The organism is Streptomyces sp. NPDC037083, from assembly GCF_055606485.1.
This window is the reverse complement of record NZ_JBVJSQ010000012.1, coordinates 176,652-202,501: the sequence shown is the minus strand read 5'-3', so window position 1 is coordinate 202,501 and position 25,850 is coordinate 176,652. Positions and strand designations below refer to the sequence as shown.

At 69.9% G+C, this 25,850-nt stretch carries 20 protein-coding genes; 11 read left to right on the top strand and 9 right to left on the bottom strand.

Annotated elements, in window-relative coordinates; translation table 11 throughout:
- Window positions 1-2: 2 nt before the first annotated feature.
- Entirely contained in the window at window positions 3-380 is a 378-nt protein-coding gene (locus ACZ7DE_RS29395; RefSeq protein WP_470766365.1) for a phage holin family protein, read from the bottom strand.
- Window positions 381-438: 58 nt separating this feature from the next.
- Here ACZ7DE_RS29395 and ACZ7DE_RS29390 point away from each other — a divergent pair, with 58 nt between their 5' ends.
- The 4 genes from ACZ7DE_RS29390 to ACZ7DE_RS29375 all read left to right on the top strand — a co-directional run bounded on the left by ACZ7DE_RS29390 (window position 439) and on the right by ACZ7DE_RS29375 (window position 2,790).
- The gene (locus tag ACZ7DE_RS29390) at window positions 439-756 is read left to right on the top strand and encodes a cupin domain-containing protein (RefSeq protein WP_470766363.1); all 318 of its coding nucleotides are present in this window, start codon (window positions 439-441) and stop codon (window positions 754-756) included.
- Window positions 757-939: 183 nt separating this feature from the next.
- On the top strand, window positions 940-1,152 hold the full coding sequence (locus tag ACZ7DE_RS29385) for a DUF5326 family protein (RefSeq protein ID WP_470766361.1): 213 nt from the start codon (window positions 940-942) through the stop codon (window positions 1,150-1,152).
- A 233-nt stretch (window positions 1,153-1,385) separates the two neighbouring features.
- Window positions 1,386-2,243 carry an IclR family transcriptional regulator gene (locus ACZ7DE_RS29380; protein ID WP_470766359.1) on the top strand — a complete coding sequence of 286 codons (858 nt, stop codon included), beginning with the start codon at window positions 1,386-1,388 and terminating at the stop codon, window positions 2,241-2,243.
- A 100-nt stretch (window positions 2,244-2,343) separates the two neighbouring features.
- Entirely contained in the window at window positions 2,344-2,790 is a 447-nt protein-coding gene (locus ACZ7DE_RS29375) for an SsgA family sporulation/cell division regulator (RefSeq protein WP_470766357.1), read from the top strand.
- A 271-nt stretch (window positions 2,791-3,061) separates the two neighbouring features.
- Here the strand turns inward: ACZ7DE_RS29375 and ACZ7DE_RS29370 are convergent, their stop codons facing one another.
- Window positions 3,062-4,342: a YibE/F family protein gene (locus ACZ7DE_RS29370; protein WP_470766355.1), complete on the bottom strand. Its 1,281-nt coding sequence runs from the start codon at window positions 4,340-4,342 to the stop codon at window positions 3,062-3,064.
- 1,039 nt (window positions 4,343-5,381) lie between these two features.
- Between ACZ7DE_RS29370 and thiC the strand changes: the two genes are divergently transcribed.
- A complete protein-coding gene (thiC, locus tag ACZ7DE_RS29365) occupies window positions 5,382-7,238 on the top strand; it encodes a phosphomethylpyrimidine synthase ThiC (protein WP_470766353.1) in 1,857 nt (618 codons plus the stop codon).
- A gap of 58 nt (window positions 7,239-7,296) precedes the next feature.
- On the opposite strand, the gene ACZ7DE_RS29360 is transcribed toward thiC, so the two are convergent.
- On the bottom strand, window positions 7,297-7,791 hold the full coding sequence (locus ACZ7DE_RS29360; RefSeq protein WP_470766352.1) for a hypothetical protein: 495 nt from the start codon (window positions 7,789-7,791) through the stop codon (window positions 7,297-7,299).
- A 597-nt stretch (window positions 7,792-8,388) separates the two neighbouring features.
- Here ACZ7DE_RS29360 and ACZ7DE_RS29355 point away from each other — a divergent pair.
- The gene (locus ACZ7DE_RS29355) at window positions 8,389-9,843 is read left to right on the top strand and encodes a VWA domain-containing protein (RefSeq protein ID WP_470766350.1); all 1,455 of its coding nucleotides are present in this window, start codon (window positions 8,389-8,391) and stop codon (window positions 9,841-9,843) included.
- Window positions 9,844-10,142: 299 nt separating this feature from the next.
- Here ACZ7DE_RS29355 and ACZ7DE_RS29350 read toward each other — a convergent pair whose 3' ends face one another.
- From ACZ7DE_RS29350 to ACZ7DE_RS29340, 3 genes are all read right to left on the bottom strand, one after another.
- Window positions 10,143-11,009 (bottom strand): hypothetical protein, encoded by an 867-nt coding sequence (locus tag ACZ7DE_RS29350; protein WP_470766349.1) that lies wholly within the window; start codon window positions 11,007-11,009, stop codon window positions 10,143-10,145.
- 193 nt (window positions 11,010-11,202) lie between these two features.
- Entirely contained in the window at window positions 11,203-12,288 is a 1,086-nt protein-coding gene (locus tag ACZ7DE_RS29345) for a metallophosphoesterase (RefSeq protein ID WP_470766347.1), read from the bottom strand.
- Between the two features lie 739 nt (window positions 12,289-13,027).
- Window positions 13,028-14,140 (bottom strand): LacI family DNA-binding transcriptional regulator, encoded by a 1,113-nt coding sequence (locus tag ACZ7DE_RS29340; RefSeq protein WP_470766346.1) that lies wholly within the window; start codon window positions 14,138-14,140, stop codon window positions 13,028-13,030.
- A 412-nt stretch (window positions 14,141-14,552) separates the two neighbouring features.
- Between ACZ7DE_RS29340 and hisC the strand changes: the two genes are divergently transcribed.
- From hisC to ACZ7DE_RS29315, 5 genes are all read left to right on the top strand, one after another.
- A complete protein-coding gene (hisC, locus tag ACZ7DE_RS29335; RefSeq protein ID WP_470766344.1) occupies window positions 14,553-15,632 on the top strand; it encodes a histidinol-phosphate transaminase in 1,080 nt (359 codons plus the stop codon).
- Between the two features lie 260 nt (window positions 15,633-15,892).
- Window positions 15,893-17,401 (top strand): cytochrome ubiquinol oxidase subunit I, encoded by a 1,509-nt coding sequence (locus tag ACZ7DE_RS29330; protein WP_470766342.1) that lies wholly within the window; start codon window positions 15,893-15,895, stop codon window positions 17,399-17,401.
- Window positions 17,402-17,421: 20 nt separating this feature from the next.
- On the top strand, window positions 17,422-18,426 hold the full coding sequence (gene cydB / locus ACZ7DE_RS29325; RefSeq protein WP_470766340.1) for a cytochrome d ubiquinol oxidase subunit II: 1,005 nt from the start codon (window positions 17,422-17,424) through the stop codon (window positions 18,424-18,426).
- A gap of 93 nt (window positions 18,427-18,519) precedes the next feature.
- Window positions 18,520-22,008, top strand: a complete 3,489-nt coding sequence (cydD, locus tag ACZ7DE_RS29320; RefSeq protein ID WP_470766337.1) for a thiol reductant ABC exporter subunit CydD — start codon at window positions 18,520-18,522, stop codon at window positions 22,006-22,008.
- Window positions 22,009-22,098: 90 nt separating this feature from the next.
- On the top strand, window positions 22,099-23,160 hold the full coding sequence (locus tag ACZ7DE_RS29315; protein WP_470766336.1) for a M23 family metallopeptidase: 1,062 nt from the start codon (window positions 22,099-22,101) through the stop codon (window positions 23,158-23,160).
- A gap of 3 nt (window positions 23,161-23,163) precedes the next feature.
- Here ACZ7DE_RS29315 and ACZ7DE_RS29310 read toward each other — a convergent pair whose 3' ends face one another.
- From ACZ7DE_RS29310 to ACZ7DE_RS29300, 3 genes are all read right to left on the bottom strand, one after another.
- Entirely contained in the window at window positions 23,164-24,051 is an 888-nt protein-coding gene (locus tag ACZ7DE_RS29310) for an HAD hydrolase family protein (protein WP_470766335.1), read from the bottom strand.
- 71 nt (window positions 24,052-24,122) lie between these two features.
- Entirely contained in the window at window positions 24,123-25,025 is a 903-nt protein-coding gene (locus ACZ7DE_RS29305) for an LLM class flavin-dependent oxidoreductase (protein ID WP_470766333.1), read from the bottom strand.
- A gap of 142 nt (window positions 25,026-25,167) precedes the next feature.
- Window positions 25,168-25,731 (bottom strand): RNA 2'-phosphotransferase, encoded by a 564-nt coding sequence (locus tag ACZ7DE_RS29300; protein WP_470766332.1) that lies wholly within the window; start codon window positions 25,729-25,731, stop codon window positions 25,168-25,170.
- Window positions 25,732-25,850 lie beyond the last annotated feature (119 nt).

The window sequence follows — 25,850 nt, the reverse complement described above, 5'->3', positions numbered from 1 at the left end:
GCTCAGTCCCCGTCGGGCAGGACGACGTTGAGGGCCCAGGAGACGACGGAGATGATCAGGCCGCCCAGGACGGCCGTCCAGAAGCCCTCCACGTGGAAACTCACGTCGAGCTTGTCGGCCAGCCATGAGGTGAGCAGCAGCATCAGGGCGTTGACCACCAGGGTGATCAGGCCGAGCGTGAGGATGAACAGGGGAAAGGTCAGCACCTTCACAAGCGGCTTGACCAGGAAGTTCACCAGGCCGAAGAGAAGTGCGACGACGATGAGGGTGCCTATCTTCTTGCCCGTGCTGTCACCGGTCAGGGTGATCTTGTCGAGCAGCCAGACGGCGACCGCCAGGGCGCCTGCGTTGGCGATCGTCTTGACTACGAAATTCTTCATGTGTCTGATCGTGGCAGAGAGATCGGTAACGAGCACCGGACGAGGGCGGACAAGGTCGATGAAGGCATTCCGGTTGGATGAACTGGAGGCGGAGCGAGCCGCCAACGACGGTGCCTACCTGCAGTTTCTGCGCGAACGGAACATGTCGGTCGGGCTGTACGCGCTCGACGCCGGCACGCATGATCCACAAAACCCGCACAAGCAGGACGAGGTGTACTTCGTGGTGAGCGGGCGCGCCTCGATCACCGTCGGAATGGAGACCACACAGGTGGCCCGCGGGAGCGTCGTGTACGTCCCGGCCGGGGTCGCCCACAAGTTCCATCACATCAGCGAGGATCTGCGGGTTCTGGTGGTGTTCTCGCCGCCCGAGGGCTGAGCGACTCCGTCTCACAGCCGACCCCCGGTCTCGGGGTTCCCTAGGGGATCGGTCAGGGGAGGACAAGGGGTGCGAGGCCCCCGTCGGGACCCTCTTCGGACCTAGCATCGACGGCAGGACATCGAAAGGATCCGGCCCGTCAGGAGTGCCGGACGTCGACCGAAGAGGATGAGGACGAGGGCGATGCAGGAGATCTTCTCGGGACTGCCGTGGTGGGTGAAGTGGGTCGCGGTGCCGGTCATCGCGCTGGTCGTGTTCGGCGGGCTGATAGCCAGCGTCGTCGGCTTCGTGATCGGCCTGCTCTTCAAGCTGCTGGTCTTCGTGGCGCTGGTCGGCGGACTGATCTACGTCGTACGAAAGTTCATGTCGAGTTCGTCGTCGCGCAGCGACTGGTGAGGCGCGGCGACTGGTAGCGCGCGGCGGAAGAGCGGTGCCGAAGACCGGTGATCGGTAACAGGAATCGCCGGTTCCCTCGGCCGGGGGAAGTTTTCCCACAGCCCGTCTGCAAGCGGTGGCAGAGGGTTAAAGTCCGGAATTCGACGCGGGGACGAGGCCCCGCGAGCGGCGTACACCCCCTCCCGTGTTCCCCGCACGGACCGCCCCCTCGCGCTTCGGGAGTGACCCTTCCCATGGTTGACACCGCAACCGCAGAACCCTACGCACCCCCCAGCCGGCCGCGTTCTGCCGCGCCTCCGCTCCAGCGCCCGCCGAACACGGCCGTTCCCGAGCCTTCGAACCCCGCAGCCACCCTGATCGGTTCCGTGCAACGCGCCATGCGCCTGCTGGAATCCGTCGCCGAGCACGAGTACGGAGCCCCGGCGAAACAGCTGGCCCGCGAGACCGGCCTCGCCCTGCCCACGGCCTACCACCTGCTGCGCACTCTCGTGCACGAGGGCTATCTGCGCCGCGAAAAAGGGCTGTTCTTCCTCGGCGAGGCCGCCGAACGGCTCGGCAGCAGCGGAGCGGCGCAGAAACGTCGCAGCACGGTCGCGGACACCCTCGCCCAGTGGCGCGATTCGATCGGTGTCCCCGTGTACTACGCGCGGTACCGGGACGGCGAGATCGAGATCATGTGCGTCTCCGACACCCCGGGCAACCCGGCGGTGGAGGAGTGGGCCGACTTCCGCGAGACGGGCCACGCTCACGCCATCGGCCAGTGCCTGCTCTCCCAACTGGACGAGGACGCCCGGCGCGACCACCTGCGTCGCTATCCGGCGCAGTCGATCACCCCGTACACCGTGCGTGACAACCACACCCTGTTGCGGCGCCTGGAACGGATGCCGCGCATGGATCCGGTCGTCGAACGACAGGAGTACGCGCTGGGCACCGTGTGCGCCGCCATCCCGATCACCGTGGGCACTACGGCGTCGACGATGGCGATCTCCCTGCCCGCCCACCACGCCGCCCGTCTGATCCCCGCCGCCCGTCAGTTGCAGGACGAGGTAGGGCGACTGCTGGGGTCCCTCGCGATCTCTATCAGTATCTGAAAACTCACTCCTTGTGATCTGTTGTGTACGTTCAGCAAGATGCCTGCAGTGTCAGAAGGTTCATTCCCGGCCAATCGACGGCAAATGACGGGGTTAGGCGATGCGCGAGTCCGTGCAGGCAGTACAGGCAGAGGTCATGATGAGCTTCCTCGTGTCCGAGGAGCTCTCGTTCCGCATCCCGGTGGAACTGGGTTACGAGTCGTGCGATCCCTACGCCGTGCGGCTCACCTTCCACCTGCCCGGTGACGCCCCGGTGACCTGGGCCTTCGGTCGTGAGCTGCTCATCGATGGAGTGGGCAGACCCTGCGGTGAGGGCGACGTCCGCGTCTCGCCCGTCGATCCCGACGTGCTGGGAGAGGTCCTGATCCGGCTTCAGGTCAGTGGGGACCAGGCACTCTTCCGCTCCTCGGCGGCACCCCTCGTGGCCTTCCTCGACCGCACCGACAAACTGGTCCCGTTGGGCCAGGAGGCTGCGCTTGCGGATTTCGACGCGCATCTGGACGAGGCGTTGGACCGGATCCTCGCGGAGGAGCAGAGCGCCGGCTGACGAGGTGCCGGTGAGCGGTGACCGAAAAGCCTCGCCGCCGGACGGGGATGAGCAGGAACGCTTCTCCACAGGGGGTGGGCTCCCTGGGCGTCTTCTCCAGAAGGATTGCGGCCCTGGGCGGCCCTGGGCGGGCCGGGGCGCGCCTGGGGCGGCCCTTGGCACGGGTGTCAGCGGGTGCCACCAAGTGCCACCCGGTGCCACCAGTGCTCGCTCGGTCGCAGGGCCCACCGTGGCTGGTTCCACAGCGGGCCCGGCTTCGCGCAGCGGCGTCTCAGCGCTTGCGTCGCCTGCCCCGGCCGCCCCGGGCCTGGGCCGGACCCGTGGCCGTCGCGGCCGCCGCCGTCGTCACAGCCGCTGAAGCCGCAGAACCCGCCGAACCGGCCGGAGACGTCTCCGGGAGCCGGCCGGCCGGCCGGTCCGTGCCCGGGCGGTCGGCGGAGACCACGAGGGCGGCCAGGGCCGTCGTGACGGGCACGGAGGCGACCAGGCCGATCGAGCCCACCAGCGTGCGCACGATCTCCTCCGCGACCAGCTCACTGTTGGCGACGCCGCCCACGCTGCTCTGCGCGATCGAGAAGAGCAGCAGCAGCGGCAGGGCGGCACCGGCGTAAGCGAGGACGAGGGTGTTGACCACGGAGGCGATGTGGTCACGGCCGATACGGATGCCGGCCCGGTACAGCCCGCGCCAGCCCATCGACGGGTTGGCCTCGTGCAGTTCCCAGACCGCAGACGTCTGAGTGACGGTCACGTCGTCGAGGACACCGAGCGAGCCGATGATGATGCCGGCGAGCAGCAGACCGCTCATGTCGATGGACGGGTACAGACCGTGGATCAGGCCGGTGTTGTCGTCCGTGTTGCCGGTCAGCGCAGCCCAGTCGATGAACAGGGAACCGAGGATGCCGATGAGCAGCAGTGAGATGAGCGTTCCCAGCACAGCGACCGACGTCCGGGCCGACAGACCGTGACACATGTAGAGCGCGATCAGCATGATCGCGCTCGACCCCACCACGGCCACGACCAGCGGGTTCGATCCCTGCAGGATCGCGGGCAGCACGAAGAAGTTCAGCACCAGGAAGCTGATGGCCAGCGCGATCAGCGCCATCACGCCCCGAAGCCGCCCGACGACCACGACGGCCACCGCGAAGATGATGGCCAGCACGGCCATCGGGATGCGACGGTTCACGTCGGTGACCGAGTACTGCAGGTCCTTCGGCGCGGAGGGCTCGTAGGCGACCACGACCTTCTCGCCCTGGTCCAACTGCCGTGACTGGTCCGGCTGGACGATCTCCGTGAAAGTACGGCCCTTGTCCTTGCCGGTGTCCACACGGATCGTGGCCTTCTTGCAGGTGCCACTCGCCTGTTGCTGCGCCGAGGAGCCCTCGGCCGTGGAGGTGTCGCCGGTGGGGGTGTCGCCCGAGGCGTTCACGGAAGCGCAGCTCACGCTCACCACCTTGGTGACCGTTGCCTGCTGGGTCTGCCGATCGAAGCCGACGCCGGTGCGTTCGTGCGCCGGGGCGCCGCCGGGCCACAGCACCACCAGGCCGACCAGCACCGCGGCGCCGAACGGGATGAGGATGGCCGCGATGACCTTCCGCAGGTGCTGGGAGACGGGGGCGGCCGGGCCGTGACTGTGGCTGTGGCCGTGTCCATGCCCGTGACCGGCACCGGGCCCATGCCCGCCGCCTGAGATTGGTTCGTGTCCTCCGCCGGACCCCGGCCCATCTCCACCGTCGCCGTACCCGTGGCCGCTGTGTCCATGGCCGCCGTGCCCAGGACCGTCGTGCCCGTGGCCGTCGTGTCCCTCGCCGGAGCCATTTCCGGAGCCATTTCCGTGGCCGCCGCCATGGCCTCCGGCGAGGTTCTCCGTGTGATCGTGCTCGCGGTCACGGCCGTGACCGGAGCCGTAACCGGACGCGGAGCCGTAAGCGGACCCGGACCCGAAGTCGGAGCCGTATTCCGGCCGGTACCCCTGCCCGTATCCCTGCTGGTCCTCGTGGCTGCCGCTGCCGCTGCCGCTCCCGCTGCCTCTGCCGCCGTATCCGAACGCGTCTCCGTGTCCTTGCCCGGGGTCTGCGCCGGAGCTCGGGCCTCGACCGCCAGGAGCTCCACCGCGCGCCAGACCGCCCAGTCCTCCCGCGTATCCCGGTCCACGCTCGGGAGCGTTGCCGTGAGGTCGTCCGGGCTCGTGAACGCTCCCCTGGCCGTGACCGCCGGCGAAGTCGCGATCGTCTCTGGGACCACGTCCGGAGACGCCGCGGGGGCCGTTGGCGGGGCCGTTTCCGGCACCAGGCCGACGCGGCGGCTCGGGCGGGTACGGGGGCTGGTGTGTCGTGGTCACCGACCGATCATCCCAAGAACGGCAGGGGCCCTCTGTTCACCGCGCCCGAATTGGCGCTAGCGTGGAAGCACTTTTGCACACGCGGGAGCTCGGAGCACCGGGCTGAGAGGGCGCTGACCTCCGTCTTCGCGATGTTTCACGTGGAACGTCTCTCGAATCGAGTGATGTTTCACATGAAACGTCGGCAGGCGGTAGCCGCTGCGTCGACCGCCGAACCTGTTACCGGGTAATGCCGGCGTAGGGAGTAGGTCTCATGACCAACAAGGACGTACGCACGCCTGCCTCCACGCAGAACGCGACCAGCGAGAACGCGGTCGACGTGAATGCCGTCGACGCGAACGCGGTCGACGCGAAGGACTCGGAGGCCGGGAAGTCCATCGGCTGGCACAAGGGGTACGTCGAGGGCGCTCGCCCCGACCTGCGCGTGCCGGTCCGTCAGGTGCACCTCACCAACGGGCAGTCGGTCACGCTGTACGACACCTCGGGCCCGTACACCGATCCGCTCGTCGAGACCGACGTTCGCAGGGGTCTGCTGCCGCTGCGCGAGAACTGGATCGTCGCTCGCGGGGACACCGAGGAGTACGCGGGCCGCCCGGTTCGCCCCGAGGACGACGGCATCAAGCACACCTCGCCGCGCGGCGGCCTGCGCAACCTCGATGCGGTCTTCCCGGGAAGGCCCCGGATGCCGCGCCGTAGCCGGGACGGCAAGGCGGTCACCCAGCTCGCGTATGCACGCCGGGGGGAGATCACACCCGAGATGGAGTTCGTGGCCATCCGGGAGAACGTTTCTCCTGAGGTGGTCCGCGAGGAGATCGCAGCCGGCCGTGCCGTGCTGCCGGCCAACGTCAACCACCCGGAGATCGAGCCGATGATCATCGGCAAGCGGTTCCTGGTGAAGGTGAACGCCAACATCGGCAACTCGGCGGTGACGTCCTCCATCGAGGAGGAGGTCGAGAAGATGACCTGGGCGACCCGGTGGGGCGCCGACACGGTCATGGACCTGTCCACCGGCCGCAACATCCACACCACCCGCGAATGGGTGCTGCGCAACTCCCCCGTTCCCATCGGCACGGTGCCGCTGTACCAGGCGCTGGAGAAGGTCGACGGCCGCGCCGAGGAGCTGACCTGGGAGATCTACAAGGACACGGTCATCGAGCAGGCCGAGCAGGGCGTGGACTACATGACGGTCCACGCAGGCGTCCGTCTGCCGTACGTCCCGCTCACCGCCAACCGTAAGACCGGCATCGTGTCGCGCGGCGGCTCGATCATGGCGGCTTGGTGCCTGGCGCACCACAAGGAGTCGTTCCTCTACGAAAACTTCGAGGAACTCTGCGAGATTCTCGCCGCCTACGACGTCACCTACTCGCTCGGCGACGGCCTGCGGCCGGGCTCGATCGCGGACGCCAACGACGAGGCACAGTTCGCCGAGTTGAGGACGCTCGGGGAACTCAACACGATCGCCAAGCGTTTCAACGTACAGACCATGATCGAGGGCCCGGGACATGTCCCGATGCACAAGATCAAGGAGAACATCGACCTTCAGCAGGAGATCTGTGATGAAGCTCCGTTCTATACGCTCGGCCCGCTGACGACCGACGTCGCGCCTGCGTACGACCACATCACGTCCGGTATCGGCGCCGCGATGATCGCCTGGTGGGGCACGGCCATGCTCTGCTACGTCACGCCCAAGGAACACCTGGGCCTGCCCAACCGTGACGACGTCAAGACCGGGGTCATCACCTACAAGATCGCGGCTCACGCGGCCGATCTCGCCAAGGGGCACCCCGGTGCGCAGGAATGGGACGACGCGCTGTCCGACGCCCGCTTCGAGTTCCGCTGGGAAGACCAGTTCAACCTGGCCCTCGACCCGGACACGGCAAGGGAGTTCCACGACGAGACGCTGCCTGCCGAACCCGCGAAGACGGCCCACTTCTGCTCGATGTGCGGGCCGAAGTTCTGCTCGATGAAGATCAGCCAGAGCATCAACGAGCGGTTCGGTGGTGCGGCGGCAGAGGGGGCATCTCCCGAGGAGGTCGCGGAGGGGATGCTCCAGAAATCGAAGGAGTTCGCGGCGAGCGGGAACAGGGTGTACCTGCCGCTCGCAGACTGACTTGGGCATACGGCTGGCCTACGGCTACGCGGACGTCGGCCAGCCGTTGAGCCGGTGCTCAAGGCCGTTGGGCGTTCCGTAGCCGTTCCACCTGCCGACTGATCAGCTCGGCGGGGAACGAGCGGCCTTCGCCTACGCCGAGTTCGGCGAAGGTGGCGATGGTGTTCCCCGTGCGGACCACGACGAACTGCTCGTTGTGGTCTCCGGGCGGTCCCATGGGGATGATCTCTCGGAAGGCCACCGCCTCTTCGCCGACCTGGGGCGGTGTCTCCGTTGTCACCGTCACCTTGATCGGTCCGGAGTAGCTGTCGCCCTCGTATGACCGGCAAGTGGTGAGGGACTGCTTGAGTTCCGCGAAGCGCTGCTTGGCCTCGTCCTCCTCGTAGGAGGCGAGTGTCGAGCCGCCGCCCATGATGTTCTCCTTCCAGTTGAAGATCTGGAAGACGTGAGCGAATGACCCCTCGCCGCTGCGGATGTCGAGAAGTGGCTGGCAGGCAGGCACGGAGACGGGCGGGAAGGAGCGTCCGCTTCCCTCCGGTCGGGGTTCGTTCACCACAATGGGGTCGTGGGCTTGCGGCACCTCTCCGTCCTTGAAAGCAAGGTTCTTGAGTTGCGCCACTGTCAGGGGTGCCAACGGAGCCTTGGCCGAACTGGTGCTGCGCGACGCCCTCCCGGCGGCCTTGGGCTCCTGCGCGGTGCACCCTGAAGCGAGGAGCACTCCGATGACAGCCGCCACGGCTGTTGTTGTGCGCCGTGTCGTGTGCGCTTGCATGAGTCCCCCCGGACGGGTGTGGATGAGAATGCCGACGCCAGTGATCTAGGCATCCGGCGACCATGGGCTATCCGATCACGGATCGGGGAGCGAGGTTCGGTGTGGGCCGACGCGCTTCGGCGGAGGAGATCGCCGAGGGGATGCTGGAGAAGTCCCCATCACGCTCGATGACCTGGACAGCGTCATGACGGGCTGCGGAGAGCCTGCGGACGGGCCGTGGAAGGCCATGGAGGGCCGGGGAAGGGCCGAGGAAGGGCCGGGGAAAGCCCGCAAGGCCCGTGGAAAGCCGGCGTGGGTACGGGGAGGCAGAAGGGCACGGAGGAAGGAGTTCTTGCCGGTGCGGTTGAACTCGGCCGTCGGCTCGGCAGACTTGCCTCCATGACAGCGCGATCCATGAGCAAGGGCGCCAATCTGCCCGTCGATGCACCCGATGTCCGGGTCGAACTCAGTTGGGCCGAGGGCACCGGGGGGCCGGACGTCGACGTCTCGGCGCTGCTCTTGACCGACGCCGGGCGGGTTCGCGACGACGCGGACTTCGTTTTCTACAACCAGCCGCAGCACGCGTCCGGCGCCGTGAGGCACGTCGGCAAGCGGAGGAACGGCGGTGTCATGACCGACGCGGTCGACGTCGACCTCCGCTCGCTGGAGGGTGCGATCGCGCGGGTGGTGCTGTGTGCGTCGGCTGACGGCGGCACTTTCGGTCAGGTGGCGGGTCTGACGCTGCGACTGTTCGGTGCGGGCGGTCAGTCCGAGCTCGCGCGCTTCGAGATGCAGGCCGACACGGAGACGGCCTTCATCGGCGGTGAGCTGTACCTGCGGGAAGGCCGCTGGAAGTTCCGGGCGGTCGGGCAGGGGTACGCCTCCGGACTCGCGGGGCTGGCCACCGACTTCGGGATCACGGTCGACGACGAGCCGGAGAGGGCGTCTGCCCCGCCTGCCCCGGGGAAGCCCGTCCAGGCGGCCGCACCTTCTCCCGTTCAGCCGGCCACGCCACCGCCCGTCCAGGCTGTCGCAGCTCCGCCCGCCCGTCCGGTCTCACCTCCGCCCGTCCCGCCTGCGGGGCCTCGCCTGAGCAAGGGCGAGGAGCGGCTGCCCGTCGACATGCGCAAACGGCTGTCGCTGCGGAAGGAACAGGTCGCGGTCAGCCTGAGCAAGCGCGGAGCGACCGGGATCAGTGCGCGCATCGTGCTCGTCCTCGACGCCTCCGGGTCGATGGCGTTCTTGTACTCCCGGGGGGTGGTGGCGGATGTCGTGGAGCGGATGGCAGCGGTGGCGGCCCAGCTCGACGACGACGGCGAGATGCAGGCCTGGACGTTTGCCAGCGAGGCCGCTCGTCTCCCCGACCTGAGTCTGGGCGAACTCCCCGAGTGGCTGCGGCTGCATGTGCGCGTGGGTGAGATCAGTCTGTTCCGGCGAGGGAAGAAGCCTCGCAAGGGGATGGAGCCGGGGCAGGTCGACATGCGCACGGTCGGCATCCAGAACGAGGAGCAGAAGGCGATTGCCCAGGTCAGGTCGTATGTGCGGGAGAATCCGGCGGCCGCCCCGACCCTGGTGCTCTTCTTCTCCGACGGAGGGGTGTACCGCGATGCGGCGATCGAGCGGGAGCTGAGGGAGGCGGTCGAGGAACCGATCTTCTGGCAGTTCGTGGGGCTCGGCCGGTCCAACTACGGGGTCCTGGAGCGGTTCGACACGCTGCCGGGACGACGCGTCGACAACGTGGGCTTCTTCGCCGTGGACGACATCAGCACCGTCCCGGACCAGGAACTCTACGACCGGCTCCTGTCCGAGTTCCCCAGTTGGATCACGGCAGCGACGCGGGCCGGCATTCTCTGAGGCGTCCAGCCTTGCCCCGAACGGCCGGAACCCGGATCAGGCTCCCCACCACCCGCCGCCCACCACCCACTGCCCGCCGCCCGTCACCGAACAACGCCACCCACCACCCACCACCCAACAACCACCGCTAGGCGGCAGCGAGCAGCATGAAGCTCGCTCCGGCCCGAGCACACCCTGGCCCAGGCCCGATGCGGCCCGGGCTCGACATGGCCCAGGTCCGATGAGGCCCGGGCTCGACATGGCCCAGGCCTGATACGGCCCGAACCCGATACGGCCCGGGCCGGCCTGTGCGCCCGGGCCTATTCCGGCTGGTGTTCCGGGCCGCCGAACTCGGGGCTGGTGTAGTCGGGGCTGCTGAAGCTCGGCCGAGGGCCGGTCGAGCGCCCGTCGTCGGGGCTGCTGAAGCCCGGGCGCCCGTAACCGATCTTCGGGAGCCGGCCGGTGGGGGCCGGTGGGGCCGGATCGGTGTGCAGGGCGGCCGCTGTGCCGGGAGCGGCGAGAGCCTCCCGGAGGAACGGCAGGATGCCGCGCTCCAGCAGGGCTTCACGCCAGGCTTCCTTGGCCCGGGTGACCTCCTCGTTCAGTTCGCCGTACGGTTCGGCCGTCAGGGAGGGCCGGTTGCGCAGGGCGGTGAGCAGCAGTGCGACGGTGGCGACGAGGATCGCGGCCGCGGCCACGGCCCCGAACGCCCAGCCGGCCGCGACCATGGTCCGGGCGAACGCCTGTTCGGGATCGACTGCCCTGAGGACGTAGCCGACGAGCAGGAAGATCACCGCGGCGGTCCCGGCGAGTACGGGGGTGAGGACGGCGGCGACGGCGCCCGCCCCGGCGGCTTCGGCCGCATCGCCCACGGTGGTGGCGAGTCCCATCGCGGCCTCGCCCGGCTCGGCGGAACCGGACTCGGGCGTGGACGACTGGATGGACGGCGCGGGGTGGCGCAGTTCCTCGCGGATCTTCACGTAGTGCTGGTACTCGGCTGCCGCGGCCACGGTGATGAGCGCGGAGGCGTTGAGTGCCATGGTGCGCAGTTGTTCGGGGTTGAGCCGCTGTCCCACAGCGGCCAGATCCGGGTGGCGTGGTGCGGAGCGCAGCGCCTCGTCGAGGATCCGCTCGAATTCCTGGCGGTCCTCGCTGTGCAGGTGCTGCGGAACGCTGTTCATGTGCATCCCCCGATGCTCCGTAGGGCTTGGGGCTCGCATGCCAACGAGCCGTCGGGCAGAAACGGAGGGGAGCCTGCTACGGATAAGCCGATGGTAGAGCGGCGACGGCATGGGGTGACAGGGGGTTTGCCGAAATTGGCCCCTGGCCTGCGGTGCCGCCGGCGGTGCCGGAACGGGGCACGCCGTGCCCCGGGAACATTCAGATATCCAGGGGCAGTTGCTGGACCAGCAGTTTTCCGGCCATCGTCACGCCACCGTCCATCGCGATGGCCAGCCCGTCGGCGTAGACGTGCGGTCCTTCGACGTGGGGACCGCCGGTGTCCTCGCCCTCCTCGGAGCCCACTTCGCCCAGCAGGTAGGGAATCGGGCTGTGGCCGTGAACGATGCGGGTGCCGCCGTACGTATCGAGCAGGGAGCGGACGGCGTCGGCACCGCCCTCGTCGCGGAAGGAGAAGCGCTTGGTGAACTTGCGGAACAGATCCCACACCTCGTCCGCGTCGTTGCGCGTGATCGTCTCGCGGACGGTGTCGTTGACCGCCTCGATCGAGTCGCCGTAGTCGAGGTAGGCGGTGGTGTCGGAGTGGACGAGCAGGTGGCCGTCGACCTCCTCGACGGCGTCGAGACGGGACATCCACTGCAGGTGGTGGTCCTGGAGACGGTCCATGTCGTACTTCTGGCCGCCGTTGAGCAGCCAGGCCGCCTGGAAGGTGGCGGTGCCCGCGCCGGAGTTGACGGGGGTGTCGCCGAAGCGCTTGGCGCCGAGCAGCAGGAGTTCGTGGTTGCCCATGAGGGCCTTGCAGTATCCGCCGGCCGCGGCGGCCTCGGCGGACAGCCGCATGACGAGGTCGATGACGCCGATGCCGTCCGGTCCGCGATCGGTGAAGTCGCCGAGGAACCACAGCCGGGCGGTGCCCGCGCACCAGTTGCCGGCGGCGTCGATCAGGCCCTTCTCCTGCAGTGCGGCCACCAGTTCGTCGAGGTAGCCGTGCACGTCGCCGACGACGAACAGCGGGCCCGGGCCGGTCGCGGGCAGCGGTGCCTGCGCGGTCGCCGGGTCCACGGCCACCTGGAGGGTGTCGCCGCGGCGGCTGATGACGGGCAGGTCGCGCTGGGTGGGCGTGTAGCCCTCCGGGTGCTCCAGGGGCTCCTCGAGGGGCGGCGCTGCATTGCCGGGGTGTGTGCCGTGGTCGTACGGACCGGTCTCGTTGACGTACGCGGGCACCCGGAAGTCGCGCAACGTCGCCGTCCGCTCCACCTCGGGTCCCTGACCGGCCCCCTGAGTCATCAGACCCCTCCACCATCGCGCCGCATCTGCACACTTCGGGCTGCTTGGTCGCAGCGGCCCGCGGTGCCGTGCGCCCATCATAGGAATGCGGATCGCGCCGTGTGATGACCCAGGGGTGGTGAATCGGAGCAAGGCTCCAGTTCATCGCGGCTTTCGCCCCGATTGGCCCGGGCTTCGGCGGCCCGCGCTCACCCGGCTCACACCGTGCCCGCACCCGTGCACCACCCCCGCGGGCGGCCCAGCCGGTCGGCGAGGGCGACCTCGGCGGCGGGAGGTGAGGGTTCTCGGCTGGCGGAGAGGGCGATCTCGGCGGCCGTCGCGAGACGGGTTCTCCCGGGTGGCGGAGTCGGGCGTGGATCTTCGGCCGTGGGCCACGGGCCCGGCCGTCTGCCCTGCGGCCCGGCTTCCCGGGGCCGTCGGACGTCGCCCGGCTCCCCAAGGCCGTCAGCTGCCGCTCAGGTCTGCCTGCCCTCAGGCGTCGCCCGGCTCCTCGGAGCCGTCAGCTCCGTCCCTCGGGTCTCCGTGCCCGCAGGCGCCGCCGGCTCCTCGGAGCCGTCAGCTCCCTCGGTCGGCCCCCGCAGAAGCCGCTGCCGTCCGAGACCTGATCGCCGCCGTCGGAAATCGCCCGTACGTGCCCTTCCGCTTACCTGCGTTGACGCGGCTCTCCACCCTCCGGAACCCCGCGAGCCGCCGCCCTCGCCACCCGCACGAGCGGGGGTGGCGAGGGCGGCGGCTCGGATCACTTCTCCTCCGGGGCCCTCGGCGGGCTGACCGTCGTCCGAGGCGGGCGTCGCTGGGACGAGGTCCGCACGATCAGTTCGGTCGGTATCACCTGCTCGACCGGTCCGTTCGATTCCACGCTCTCGATGGCGTCGATGAGGAGTTGGACGACCGCCGTCCCGATGCGGCGCGGCTTCAGCGAGAGGGTGGTGACAGGTGGCTCGGTGTTGGCGTACACCGTGGACTCGCTGCAGCAGACGATCAGCAGGTCCTCCGGCACCCGCAGCCCGTAGCGGCGGGCGGCGGCCAGCAGATCCGTGCCGTTGGGGTCGAACAGGCCGTAGACGGCGTCGGGGCGGTCGGGCCGGGCCAGCAACCGGTCGGCGGCCACGGCGCCCGCGCACGGGTCGTGCGCGGGGTAGGCCTCGTAGACCGGATCCTGGCCGACCCGCTCGCACCACCGCAGGTACGCGCTGGTCGACAGGTGGGTGTACGTGTCGGTCGTGGTGCCCGTGAGCAGTCCGATGCGACGGGCGCCGGCGTCGGCGAGGTGGTCGAGGATGTCGAGAACGGCGGTCTCGTGATCGTTGTCCACCCATGCGGTGACCGGGAGCGAGCCCGCCGGGCGGCCGTCGGAGACGACCGGTAAGCCCTGCCGGACCAGCTCGCTGACCACCGGATCCTGGTCCGACGGGTCGATGACGACCGTGCCGTCCAGGGCGACGTTCGACCACACGTCGTGACGTGAGGTCGCCGGGAGGATGACGAGCGCGTAGCCGCGGGCGAGCGCGGCCGAGGTCGCGGCGCGCGCCATCTCCGCAAAGTACGCGAACTCGGTGAAGGTGAAAGGTTCATCCCCGTACGTGGTCACGGTCAGGCCGATGAGTCCTGACTTGCCGGTACGGAGGGTTCGGGCGGCCGCTGAGGGGCGGTAGCCCAGTCGGTCGGCGACCTCGCGGACATGGCGTCGGGTGGCGTCGGGGAGCCTGCCCTTGCCGTTGAGGGCGTCGGAGACGGTCGTGATGGAGACTCCGGCGGCGGCGGCCACGTCCCTGATGCCCGCCCGGCCCGGCCGGTTGCCTCGGCGTGAGGTTTCCGCGCGGCTCACCTGGTGCTTCCCTGCTGCTGTCATGGCGAGCCGATAGTAGGGCTCATCAGGTGGGGTAGGGCGGACGCATATGCACGCGTTGACAGGCACGTTTCTGCAAGGCTTTCTGGGGTCAAGTACCTTGGAAATCAAGGCAATTGCTTGCTCCTATGCCAGGACGTGTCGTGTCGACGCGCATGAGCCTGCCAAGGCGCCGATGTCTCGAAGAGGTCTCAACTCACCTGCACGAGGGATGCGCGCCACGGCGTGAGCCACCGGCGCGTAGATATATGTACAGCGCGCCCCCTGGCGCGTACGCCTTCGTGCACGTTCGTCCTCAGACGTCACAGAGGTCCCTCGGTTCCTGCAGTGGTCCCTGCTCACCTGTTCGCTCCCGCGCCGAATCCTCATAAGGTGAGCAGTATTGAACCCGGTGGTGGTCATGAGGAGGACTGCGGTGAGCGAGACGAGCCCCAAGCTGCGCGCCGAGCTGGAGGGGATCCCCACCTACAAGCCGGGCAGGCCGGCCGCGGCCGGTGGTCCCGTGGCCTACAAGCTGTCCTCCAACGAGAACCCGTATCCGCCGCTGCCGGGCGTGATGGAGAGCGTGACGGCCGCCGCCTCCTCCTTCAACCGTTACCCGGACCTGGCCTGTACGGGCCTGGTGAACGAGCTGGCCGAGCGCTTCGGTGTCCCCGCCTCCCACGTGGCCACGGGCACCGGTTCCGTCGGCGTCGCCCAGCAGCTCGTCCAGGCGACGGCGGGCCCCGGCGACGAGGTGATCTACGCCTGGCGGTCCTTCGAGGCCTACCCGATCATCACGCAGATCAGCGGCGCCAAGGCCGTGCAGGTGCCGCTGACGCCGGGTGACGTGCACGACCTGGACGCGATGGCCGACGCGATCACCGACCGGACCCGGCTGATCTTCGTCTGCAACCCCAACAACCCCACCGGCACCGTCGTGAAGCGGGCCGAGCTGGAACGGTTCCTCGACCGGGTGCCGAGCGACGTGCTGGTCGTGCTCGACGAGGCCTACCGGGAGTTCATCCGCGACCCCGAGGTGCCCGACGGCGTCGAGCTGTACCGGAAGCGCCCCAACGTGTGCGTCCTGCGGACGTTCTCCAAGGCATACGGCCTCGCGGGCCTGCGCATCGGCTTTGCCATCGCCCACGAGCCGGTGGCGGAGGCGCTGCGCAAGACGGCGGTGCCGTTCGGAGTGAGCCAGCTCGCCCAGGAGGCCGCGATCGCCTCGCTGCGCGCCGAGGACGCGCTCCTCGGCCGGGTCGGCTCCCTGGTGTGCGAGCGTCAGCGCGTGGTGGAGGGGCTGCGGGCGCAGGGCTGGACGGTGCCCGAGACGCAGGCCAACTTCGTGTGGCTGCGGCTGGGCGGGCACACGGTCCCCTTCGCCGGGGCGTGCGAGCAGGCCGGCGTCACGGTGCGGCCGTTCCCGGGCGAGGGTGTGCGGGTGACGATCGGGGAGAACGAGGCGAACGACATCTTCCTGAAGGCGGCGGAAGGGTTCCGCAAGGACCTGTAAGCGCTGGACAGAGCGGCTGAGCGCCTCGGTTTCACGTGGAACCGGGGCGCTTCTCTGCGCGCCAGGGGCCGGGCGGCCCTGCCTGGCCGGGACCCTCGGTCCGGGTGGGGGACCCCCCGGCCATTCGCCGTCGAACGGGTATGCGGCATAATTGCTTGTGAATGTGAACGCGTTCACAAGCGTGTACGGGTTGCTCCAGTGATGGGTGTGACATACCGGGGCAACTTGCCGCCACCTGGCGACGTAAGGAGAGTTACGACGTGGACCTGGCTCTGGCGCCGGAGACACTGGCGCGCTGGCAGTTCGGCATCACGACCGTCTACCACTTCCTCTTCGTTCCCCTGACGATCTCCCTCGCGGCCCTCACCGCCGGGCTGCAGACCGCCTGGGTGCGCACAGAGAACGAGAAGTACCTGAAGGCGACGAAGTTCTGGGGCAAGCTCTTCCTGATCAACATCGCGATGGGCGTCGTCACCGGCATCGTTCAGGAGTTCCAGTTCGGCATGAACTGGTCCGACTACTCGCGCTTCGTCGGCGACGTCTTCGGTGCTCCGCTGGCCTTCGAGGCCCTGATCGCCTTCTTCTTCGAGTCCACCTTCATCGGTCTGTGGATCTTCGGCTGGGACAAGCTGCCGAAGAAGATCCACCTGGCCTGCATCTGGATGGTCTCGATCGGCACGATCCTGTCGGCCTACTTCATCCTCGCGGCCAACTCGTGGATGCAGCACCCGGTCGGCTACCGGATCAACAAGGAGAAGGGTCGCGCCGAGCTCACCGACTTCTGGGCCGTGCTGACCCAGAACACCGCGCTCAGCCAGGTCTTCCACACCCTGTCCGCCGCCTTCCTCACCGGCGGCGCCTTCATGGTCGGCATCGCCGCCTTCCACCTGTACCGCAAGAAGCACATCCCCGTGATGAAGACCTCACTGCGACTGGGCCTGGTCACCGTGGTCATCGCCGGTCTGCTGACCGCCGTCAGCGGTGACGTGCTCGGCAAGGTCATGTTCAAGCAGCAGCCGATGAAGATGGCCGCAGCCGAGGCGCTGTGGGACGGCGAGGCGCCCGCGCCCTTCTCGGTCTTCGCCTACGGCGACGTCGAGAAGGGGCACAACAAGGTCGCCATCGAGATACCGGGCCTGCTGTCCTTCCTCGCGAACGACGACTTCAGCTCGTACGTCCCCGGCATCAACGACGTGAACAAGGCCGAGCAGGAGAAGTTCGGGCCCGGCGACTACCGGCCCAACATCCCGGTCGCCTACTGGGGCTTCCGCTGGATGATCGGCTTCGGCATGACGTCCTTCGCGCTCGGCCTGGCCGGACTCTGGCTCACCCGCAAGAAGTTCCTGCTGCCGTCCCACCTGCGGGTCGGCGAGGACGAGGTGCCCCATGTGGTGCTCTTCCGCAACAAGGCGCTCGGCCCCCAGCTCACCAGGCTCTACTGGCTGGCCGCGATCTGGACCCTCGGCTTCCCGCTGATCGCGAACTCCTGGGGCTGGATCTTCACCGAGATGGGCCGCCAGCCCTGGGTCGTCTACGGCGTCCTGCAGACCCGCGACGCGGTCTCCCCCGGGGTCTCCCAGGGCGAGGTCCTCACGTCGATGATCGTCTTCACGGCGCTGTACGCGGTCCTCGCGGTCGTCGAGGTCAAGCTGCTGGTCAAGTACGTGAAGGCCGGCCCGCCCGAGCTCACCGACGCCGACCTCAACCCGCCCACGAAGATCGGCGGCGACTCCCGTGACGCCGACAAGCCGATGGCCTTCTCCTACTAGGCCGAGGGAGCTGCACAGTCATGGAACTGCACGACGTCTGGTTCGTCCTGATCGCCGTCCTGTGGACCGGCTACTTCTTCCTGGAGGGCTTCGACTTCGGGGTCGGCATCCTCACCAAGCTGCTCGCCCGCGACCGGCCCGAGCGGCGGGTGCTCATCAACACCATCGGGCCGGTGTGGGACGGCAACGAGGTCTGGCTGCTCACTGCGGGCGGCGCGACCTTCGCCGCCTTTCCCGAGTGGTACGCCACCCTCTTCTCCGGCTTCTACCTGCCCCTGCTGCTCATCCTGGTCTGCCTGATCGTGCGTGGTGTCGCCTTCGAGTACCGGGCGAAGCGGCCCGAGGAGGACTGGCAGCGCAACTGGGAGACCGCGATCTTCTGGACCTCGCTGCTCCCCGCGTTCCTGTGGGGCGTCGCCTTCGGCAACATCGTCGGGGGAGTGAAGATCGACCAGCACTTCGAGTACGTGGGCGACGTCTGGGACCTGCTCAATCCGTACGCGCTGCTGGGCGGTCTGGTGACGCTGACGCTGTTCACCTTCCACGGCGCGGTGTTCACGGCGCTCAAGACCGTCGGTGAGATCCGGGAGCGGGCGCGGAACCTCGCACTGAAGGTGGGGCTCGCGACCGCTGTGCTCGCGCTGGTCTTCCTGCTGTGGACGCAGGTCGACAGCGGTGACGCCAAGAGCCTGGTCGCGCTGGTCGTGGCGGTCGCCGCCCTGGTCGCGGCGCTCGTGGCGAACCAGGCGGGGCGCGAGGGCTGGTCGTTCGCCTTCTCCGGCGTCACCATCGTGGCCGCCGTGGCGATGCTCTTCCTGACGCTGTTCCCGAACGTCATGCCGTCCTCGCTCAACGAGGACTGGAGCCTGACGGTGACCAACGCCTCGTCGAGTCCGTACACCTTGAAGATCATGACCTGGTGTGCGGCGGTCGCCACCCCGCTGGTGATGCTCTACCAGGGGTGGACGTACTGGGTGTTCCGCAAGCGGATCGGCACGCAGCACATCGCGGAGTCTGTTCACTGAATCCGGGTTGGGGCGTGTTTCACATGAAACGCACCCCATGAGGAGAGAGCGTGTTTCACGTGAAACGTGCTCATTGAGAAGAGGGTGTTTCACGTGAAACCGATCGACCCGCGTCTGCTCCGGTACGCCGGCGCCACTCGCCTCTTTCTGGTGGCGGTCGTCGGTCTGGGCGTTGTCGGAGCGGCGTTGGTCATCGCCCAGGCCATGCTCATCGCCGAAGCGGTGACCGGTGCGTTCCAGCACGGCATGTCGGTCGACGAACTGCGCACTCCCCTGCTGCTGTTGGCGGCCGTCGCGGGCGGTCGCGCCCTGGTCGCCTGGCTCACCGAACTCGCCGCGCACCGCGCGAGCGCCGCCGTGAAGTCGGAGCTGCGAGGACGCTTGCTGGAGCGGGCCACCACGCTGGGTCCCGGCTGGCTCGGCGGTCAGCGCACCGGTTCGCTGGTCGCCCTCGCCACGCGGGGCGTCGACGCTCTCGACGACTACTTCTCGCGCTATCTGCCGCAGCTGGGGCTGGCGGTGGTGGTGCCGGTGGCGGTGCTGGCGCGGATCGTGACCGAGGACTGGGTGTCCGCCGCGATCATCGTCGGCACTCTGCCGCTGATCCCGGTCTTCATGATGCTGATCGGCTGGGCCACACAGGCGCGGATGGACCGCCAGTGGCGGCTGCTGTCCCGGCTGTCCGGCCACTTCCTGGACGTCGTCGCCGGGCTGCCCACGTTGAAGGTGTTCGGGCGGGCCAAGGCGCAGGCCGAGTCGATCCGGCGCATCACCGGCGAGTACCGGCAGGCGACCATGCGGACGCTGCGGATCGCCTTCATCTCGTCGTTCGCGCTGGAGCTGCTGTCGACGCTCTCGGTGGCCCTCGTCGCCGTGACGATCGGCATGCGGCTCGTGCACGGCGAGATGGACCTGTACATCGGGCTGGTGATCCTCGTACTGGCCCCCGAGGCGTATCTCCCCCTGCGGCAGGTCGGCGCGCAGTATCACGCGGCGGCCGAGGGTCTGGCGGCCGCCGAGGAGATCTTCGAGGTGCTGGAGACGCCGGTGCCGACGTCGGGCAGCGTTTCGGTGGCCGGGGGCGGAGTGGCCTTCGAGGGGGTGACCGTCCGCTACCCGGGGCGCTCCGCCGACGCCGTCTCGGACGTGAGCTTCACCGTCGAACCCGGTGAGACGGTCGCGCTGGTGGGACCGAGCGGCGCGGGCAAGTCGACCCTGCTGCACGCGCTGCTCGGCTTCGTGCGGCCGACCGGGGGACGGGTGCTGGCCGGGGGAGTCGACCTCGCTCAGGCCGATCTGGAGCAGTGGCGGTCGCGGATCGCGTGGGTGCCGCAGCGCCCTCACCTCTACGCCGGGACGATCGCCGAGAACGTGCGGCTGGCGCGCCCCGACGCCGATGACGCGGCCCTGCGCGCGGCGCTGGCGGACGCGGGCGCGCTGGAGTTCGTCGACGCGCTGCCCGCCGGCGCCGACACCGTGCTCGGCGAGGACGGGACCGGGTTGTCCGCCGGACAGCGGCAGCGACTCGCGCTCGCCCGGGCGTTCCTCGCGGACCGTCCCGTGCTGGTGCTGGACGAGCCGACGGCCGCGCTCGACGGGGAGACCGAGGCGGAGATCGTGGCGGCGGTGCGTCGGCTCGCGGCCGGCCGGACGGTCCTGCTGGTCGTGCACCGGCCGGCGCTGCTGGCAGTGGCGGACCGTGTGGTGCGGTTGACCGGGACCGAGGCGCGTGGGCCCGCGCAGGCCGCTCCCAAGGACGCCCCCGCGCTGCCGGAAGAGGCGGTGGCGGCGCCCGTGGAGACCGGGGCCCAGCCGGACGCCGACGCGGCCGGCGGCAGTGTCCTCGCCCGGGTCCGCGCCATGGCGGGCGCCCGGCGGGGCAGCCTCGGCCTTGCGCTGCTGCTGGGCAGCCTCGCCCTGGGCAGCGCCGTGGGGCTCATGGCCACCTCGGGATGGCTGATCTCACGGGCCTCGCAGCAGCCGCCGGTGCTGTACCTGATGGTGGCGGTGACGGCGACCAGGGCCTTCGGCATCGGGCGGGCGGTGTTCCGGTACGCGGAGCGGCTCGTCTCGCACGACGCCGTGCTGCGGATGCTGGCCGACACCAGGGTCGCCGTCTACCGGCGGCTGGAGCGGCTGGCGCCCGCCGGGCTGCGGGCGACGCGCCGGGGCGACCTGCTGACCCGGCTGGTCGCCGACGTGGACGCCCTGCAGGACTACTGGCTGCGCTGGCTGCTGCCCGTCGGCGCGGCCGTCGTCGTCTCGGCCGGGTCCGTGGCCTTCACGGCATGGCTGCTGCCCGCGGCCGGGGCCGTGCTCGCCGCCGGTCTGCTGACGGCCGGGCTGGGCGTCCCGCTGGTCACCGGTGCCGTGGCGCGCCGGGCGGAGCTCAGGCTGGCCCCCGCACGAGGGGCGTTCGCCACCCGCACGGCGGACCTGCTCACCGGCACGGCCGAACTGACCGTCGCGGGAGCCCTTCCCGCCCGCACCGCCGAGGTGCGCGCGGCCGACGGCGTGCTCACCCGGATCGCGTCGCGTGCAGCGACCGCCACCGCGCTCGGCGACGGGCTGACCGCCCTGGTCTCCGGCCTGACCGTCACGGCCGCCGCACTCGTGGGGGCCCAGGCGGTGGCCGACGGGAGGCTGGGCGGCGTGACCATGGCGGTGGTCGTCCTGACCCCGCTGGCCGCCTTCGAGGCCGTCCTCGGACTGCCGATGGCCGTGCAGTACCGCCAGCGGGTGCGCAGGAGCGCGGAGCGGGTGTTCGAGGTGCTCGACTCCCCCGTGCCGGTGCGAGAGCCGGAGCGGCCCCGTCAGGCTCCCGTGTCGCCCTTCCCGCTCGTCGTCGAGGGCCTGGCCGCGCGACATGCCGGGCAGGAACGCAACGCGCTCACCGCGGTCGGCCTGACCCTGACCCAGGGTCGCCGGATCGCGGTCGTGGGGCCCTCCGGCTCCGGCAAAACCACGCTCGCCCAGGTGCTCCTGCGGTTCCTGGACCCGGGCGCAGGCTCGTACACGCTGGGCGGCGTGGACGCCCGTTCCCTGGACGGCGACGACGTGCGCGCCCTCGTCGGGCTGTGCGCACAGGACGCGCACCTCTTCGACAGCTCGGTCCGCGAGAACCTGCTGCTCGCGAGGAAGGGGGCCGGCGAGGAGGACCTGCGGGACGCGCTGGCGCGTGCCCGCCTGCTGGAATGGGCCGACGGTCTGCCCGACGGGCTCGACACCCTCGTGGGCGAGCACGGGGCGAGACTGTCCGGCGGGCAGCGACAGCGGCTCGCTCTCGCACGGGCGCTGCTCGCCGACTTCCCCGTCCTGGTGCTCGACGAGCCGGCCGAGCACCTGGACCTGCCGACCGCCGACGCGCTCACGCAGGACCTGCTGGCCGCCACCGAAGGCCGGACGACGCTGCTCATCACGCACCGGCTGGCCGGACTGGAGGCGGTCGACGAGGTGATCGTGCTGGACGGCGGCCGGGTGGTTCAGCGGGGGCCGTACGCGGAGCTGGCCGTCGTGGACGGGCCGTTGCGGAGGATGGCCGAGCGGGAGGAGGCCGCGGAGGCGCCGGCGGGGGCGCGCTGACGGCCGTACTGGGCCATCAGGGGTGTGGTGTCCCCCAGGTGTATGACTTGAACAGGACCGGGGGCGTTCAGCCGGGGCACGATCGCTGACATGTGCTCATCTCGCCGTCGTGCGCTCCTCGTTCCGGCCCTATTGTGCGTGGCGGGGATGCTGGCGGCCGCGCCCGCGCCCGCCCGGGGGGAGTCCGGCGACGGCACCGACTCCGAACTGGGCGGGCGGGTGCTGCGGCTGTACGAGGACGCGGCGGTGGCGACGCAGCGGTACGAGACCGGGCGACGCGAGGCGGAGGCGCAGCAGGGGCGGGCTCTGCGGCTGGAGGGCCGCCTCGTCCGTGAACGGCGGGAGATGAGCGCGCTCCGCGAGGACCTGGGTCGTATCGCCCGTGCCCAGTACCGTGGCGGGGGCGGGCTGCCGGTCGCCGCGCAGATGGTCCTGGCGAGCAGTCCGGACGAGCTGATGCGCGGTCAGCACGTCTTCTCGCAGGCGAATCTCGCCGTCGACAACGCGATCGGCAAGAGCCGGCGGGCGGAGGCGCGGCTGGCCGCGGACGAGTCGAAGGCCGTCGTGGCGTGGCGGTCGGTGGAGCGGCGCAGGCTCGAACTCGCCGCGTTGAAGAAGGACATCGACGACAAGCTCGAGCAGGCGCGGGAGCAGTTGCAGGGGCGGGCGGACGTCGCGGTCGCCGCAGGAGCCTGCCGCGGCGCCGTGCGACTCGACCAGCCCTCGACGACGCACGTCGTGAGCGGCTGGGTCGCACCGGTCGAGACGTACGCGTTGTCCGCGGCCTTCGGCAGCGGCGGCGATCGCTGGGCGAACCGGCACACCGGTCAGGACTTCGCGGTGCCGATCGGGACGCCGGTGCGGGCGGTGGGTGCGGGCCGGGTGGTCCGGGTGTCGTGCGGGGGCCCGTTCGGGATCGAGATCGTGATCGGGCACGCCGACGGCTACTTCACGCAGTACGCCCATCTCGCCGCGGTCACCGTCGACCAGGGCGACCGCGTGTCCACCGGGCAGTGGATCGGGCAGTCGGGCACGTCCGGCAACTCGACCGGCCCGCATCTGCACTTCGAGGTGCGGGTCACGCCCGAGGCGGGGTCGGCGGTGGACCCGGTGCCCTGGCTGGCGGCTCGCGGGGCGCCCGTCGGGCCGTGAGCGCTACACCCGCTCGGCGAGCAGCTGCTCGATGACGACGGCGACCCCGTCCTCGTTGTTGGCGACCGTATGGCCTGAGGCCGCCGCGAGGACGTCCGGGTGGGCGTTGCCCATGGCGTACGAACGCCCGGCCCAGGTGAGCATCTCGACGTCGTTCGGCATGTCGCCGAACGCGACGACCTCCTCGTGGGAGATGCCGCGCTCCGCACAGCACAGGGCGAGCGTGCTGGCCTTGGAGACCTCGGGGCCGCTGATCTCCAGCAGGGCGCTGGGGCTGGAGCGGGTGACGTTGGCGCGGTCGCCGATGGCCAGCCGGGCGAGCGTGAGGAAGGCGTCGGGGTCGATCGTCGGGTGGAACGCGAGGATCTTCAGCACCGGCTCGCCGGCCCCGGGCGCGTCCGGCGCCAGCAACCGCTCGGCCGGGGCGAGGGAGTCGGGGATCTCCATGTGCATCTTCGGGTACTCCGGCTCCTGGTAGAAGCCGTACGTCTGCTCGACGGCGTACATGGTCCCGGGCGCGGCCTCACGCAGCAGCCGTACGGCGTCCAGCGCGTTCTCCCGCGCCAGCTCGCGCACCTTCACGAACCGGTGGGCGCCGGGGCCGCCGTGCAGGTCGACCACGGCGGCGCCGTTGCCGCAGATCGCCAGGCCGTGCCCGTGGACGTGGTCGCTGACCACGTCCATCCAGCGGGCCGGTCGGCCGGTGACGAAGAAGACCTCGACGCCCGCCTCCTCGGCGGCGGCGAGGGCGGCGACCGTGCGGGCGGACACCGACTTGTCGTCGCGCAGCAGAGTGCCGTCGAGATCGGTGGCGATCAGTCGCGGCGGGAGGGCGGCGGCCGGGGTCTCGGGCTGTCTAGTCGCTGAGGTCACCGGGCCATTCTCGCGCATATGCCCGCACGATCGTGCGAGAGCCCGCGCACATGAGGTCCGGGCGGTGCGCGGCTGACCTGATGCCGAGGTCAGCGCAGTTGGGCCGGGGCCTCCATGGCGATCTGCTCGAAGACCTTCTCGTCGGCGGCGAAGTCGGAGTCCGGGATGGGCCAGTGGACCACGAGTTCCGTGAAGCCGAGCTCCTGGTGCCGCCCGGCGAAGTCGACGAAGGCGTCCAGGGACTCGAGCGGCCGACCGCGGTCCGGGGTGAAGCCGGTGAGGAGGATCTTGTCCAGTTCCGTCACGTCCCGTCCACGCGCGGCGCAGGCGTCGGCGAGCTTCTCGGCCTGGCCACGAATGGCCTGAACCGACTGCTCGGGCGTGCCGTTCTCGTACAGCCTGGGGTCGCCCGTGGTCACCCATGCCTGTCCGTACCGGGCCGCGAGCCGCAGCCCGCGCGGTCCGGTCGCGGCGACCGCGAAGGGCAGCCGGGGGCGCTGGAGGCAGCCGGGGATGTTGCGCGCCTCGTGCGCCGAGTAGTAGTCGCCCTCGTAGGACACGGAGTCCTCGGTGAGCAGCCGGTCGAGCAGCGGTACGAACTCGGCGAGCCGGTCCGCCCGCTCGCGCGGCGTCCACGGTTCCTGGCCGAGAGCGGTGGCGTCGAAGCCGGTGCCGCCGGCGCCGATCCCCAGGGTCACCCGGCCGCCCGAGATGTCGTCCAGGGAGATCAGTTCCTTGGCGAGGGTCACCGGGTGCCGGAAGTTCGGCGAGGTCACCAGCGTGCCCAGGCGCAGCCGCTCGGTGGCGGACGCGGCGGCGGTCAGCGTCGGGATCGCGCCGAACCAGGGCCCGTCGCGAAAGCTGCGCCAGGAGAGGTGATCGTAGGTGTACGCGGTGTGGAAGCCGAGCTGCTCTGCCCGCGTCCATGCGGAACGACCCCCCTCGTGCCAGCGACGGTAGGGGAGGATCACGGTGCTCAGGCGCAGACTCATGTCATCGAGCGTATGCGGACGCCCGTGTTTCACGTGAAACCGTCACCGTGCGCGTCGGGCCGGCCACGGCCTGAGTCCGACCAGGATGTACTCCTTGCGCACGCGGTTGCCCGGCAGGGACGTCGTCGCGCTGAACGGCGGCTCAGTGCCGTTCGGGAAACCGCAGGTATTGCGGCGGTACGGCCTTCGTCAGCCACACGCCGTTCGCGCTGACGTGGAAGACATGGCCGTCACGGTGCATGGCCCCCGTGTCGACGGAGAGCACCACAGGGCGGCCCCGGCGGGCGCCGACGCGGGTCGCGGTCTCCCGGTCGGCCGAGAGGTGCACGTCGTGCCGGTTCATGGGCCGCAGCCCCTCGGCCCGGATCGCGTCCAGGTATCGGTCCACCGTCCCGTGGTAGAGGTACGGCGGAGGGGTCGCCGGGGGCAGTCCGAGGTCGACCTCGACGCTGTGGCCCTGGCTGGCGCGGATCCGCGTGCCCTCGATCGCGAAGCGCTTCTTGTCGTTGGCGGCGACGACGTGGTCCAGCTCGTCGCGGGTGAAGCGGAAGCCGTGCGCGGCGCACGCCGCGATCAGCTCGTCGATCTCGACCCAGCCGGCCTCGTCGAGGGTCAGGCCGATGCGCTCGGGCTGATGCCGCAGGTGCTTCGAGAGGTACTTCGACACCTTCACGGTGCGGCTCTCGGCTCTGTCCTTCTCGTTCATCCGTAAAGCATGGCGCGAGAGACGCGGATCACGCATTTAGTTTTGGGTCCCAGGTTTGGTCCACAGCCAACTGTGGTTATCCACAGGCCAATTGGCGGATCTGTGGACAACCAACGGGC

Excerpts from the sequence above, each read along its gene's own strand:
- ACZ7DE_RS29395 (WP_470766365.1), bottom strand. The coding sequence starts at position 380 with ATGAAGAATTTCGTAGTCAAGACGATCGCCAACGCAGGCGCCCTGGCG.
- ACZ7DE_RS29390 (WP_470766363.1), top strand. The coding sequence starts at position 439 with ATGAAGGCATTCCGGTTGGATGAACTGGAGGCGGAGCGAGCCGCCAAC.
- ACZ7DE_RS29385 (WP_470766361.1), top strand. The coding sequence starts at position 940 with ATGCAGGAGATCTTCTCGGGACTGCCGTGGTGGGTGAAGTGGGTCGCG.
- ACZ7DE_RS29380 (WP_470766359.1), top strand. The coding sequence starts at position 1,386 with ATGGTTGACACCGCAACCGCAGAACCCTACGCACCCCCCAGCCGGCCG.
- ACZ7DE_RS29375 (WP_470766357.1), top strand. The coding sequence starts at position 2,344 with ATGCGCGAGTCCGTGCAGGCAGTACAGGCAGAGGTCATGATGAGCTTC.
- thiC (WP_470766353.1), top strand. The coding sequence starts at position 5,382 with ATGACCAACAAGGACGTACGCACGCCTGCCTCCACGCAGAACGCGACC.
- ACZ7DE_RS29355 (WP_470766350.1), top strand. The coding sequence starts at position 8,389 with ATGACAGCGCGATCCATGAGCAAGGGCGCCAATCTGCCCGTCGATGCA.
- ACZ7DE_RS29350 (WP_470766349.1), bottom strand. The coding sequence starts at position 11,009 with ATGCACATGAACAGCGTTCCGCAGCACCTGCACAGCGAGGACCGCCAG.
- ACZ7DE_RS29345 (WP_470766347.1), bottom strand. The coding sequence starts at position 12,288 with ATGACTCAGGGGGCCGGTCAGGGACCCGAGGTGGAGCGGACGGCGACG.
- ACZ7DE_RS29340 (WP_470766346.1), bottom strand. The coding sequence starts at position 14,140 with ATGACAGCAGCAGGGAAGCACCAGGTGAGCCGCGCGGAAACCTCACGC.
- cydB (WP_470766340.1), top strand. The coding sequence starts at position 17,422 with ATGGAACTGCACGACGTCTGGTTCGTCCTGATCGCCGTCCTGTGGACC.
- ACZ7DE_RS29315 (WP_470766336.1), top strand. The coding sequence starts at position 22,099 with ATGTGCTCATCTCGCCGTCGTGCGCTCCTCGTTCCGGCCCTATTGTGC.
- ACZ7DE_RS29310 (WP_470766335.1), bottom strand. The coding sequence starts at position 24,051 with ATGCGCGAGAATGGCCCGGTGACCTCAGCGACTAGACAGCCCGAGACC.
- ACZ7DE_RS29305 (WP_470766333.1), bottom strand. The coding sequence starts at position 25,025 with ATGAGTCTGCGCCTGAGCACCGTGATCCTCCCCTACCGTCGCTGGCAC.
- ACZ7DE_RS29300 (WP_470766332.1), bottom strand. The coding sequence starts at position 25,731 with ATGAACGAGAAGGACAGAGCCGAGAGCCGCACCGTGAAGGTGTCGAAG.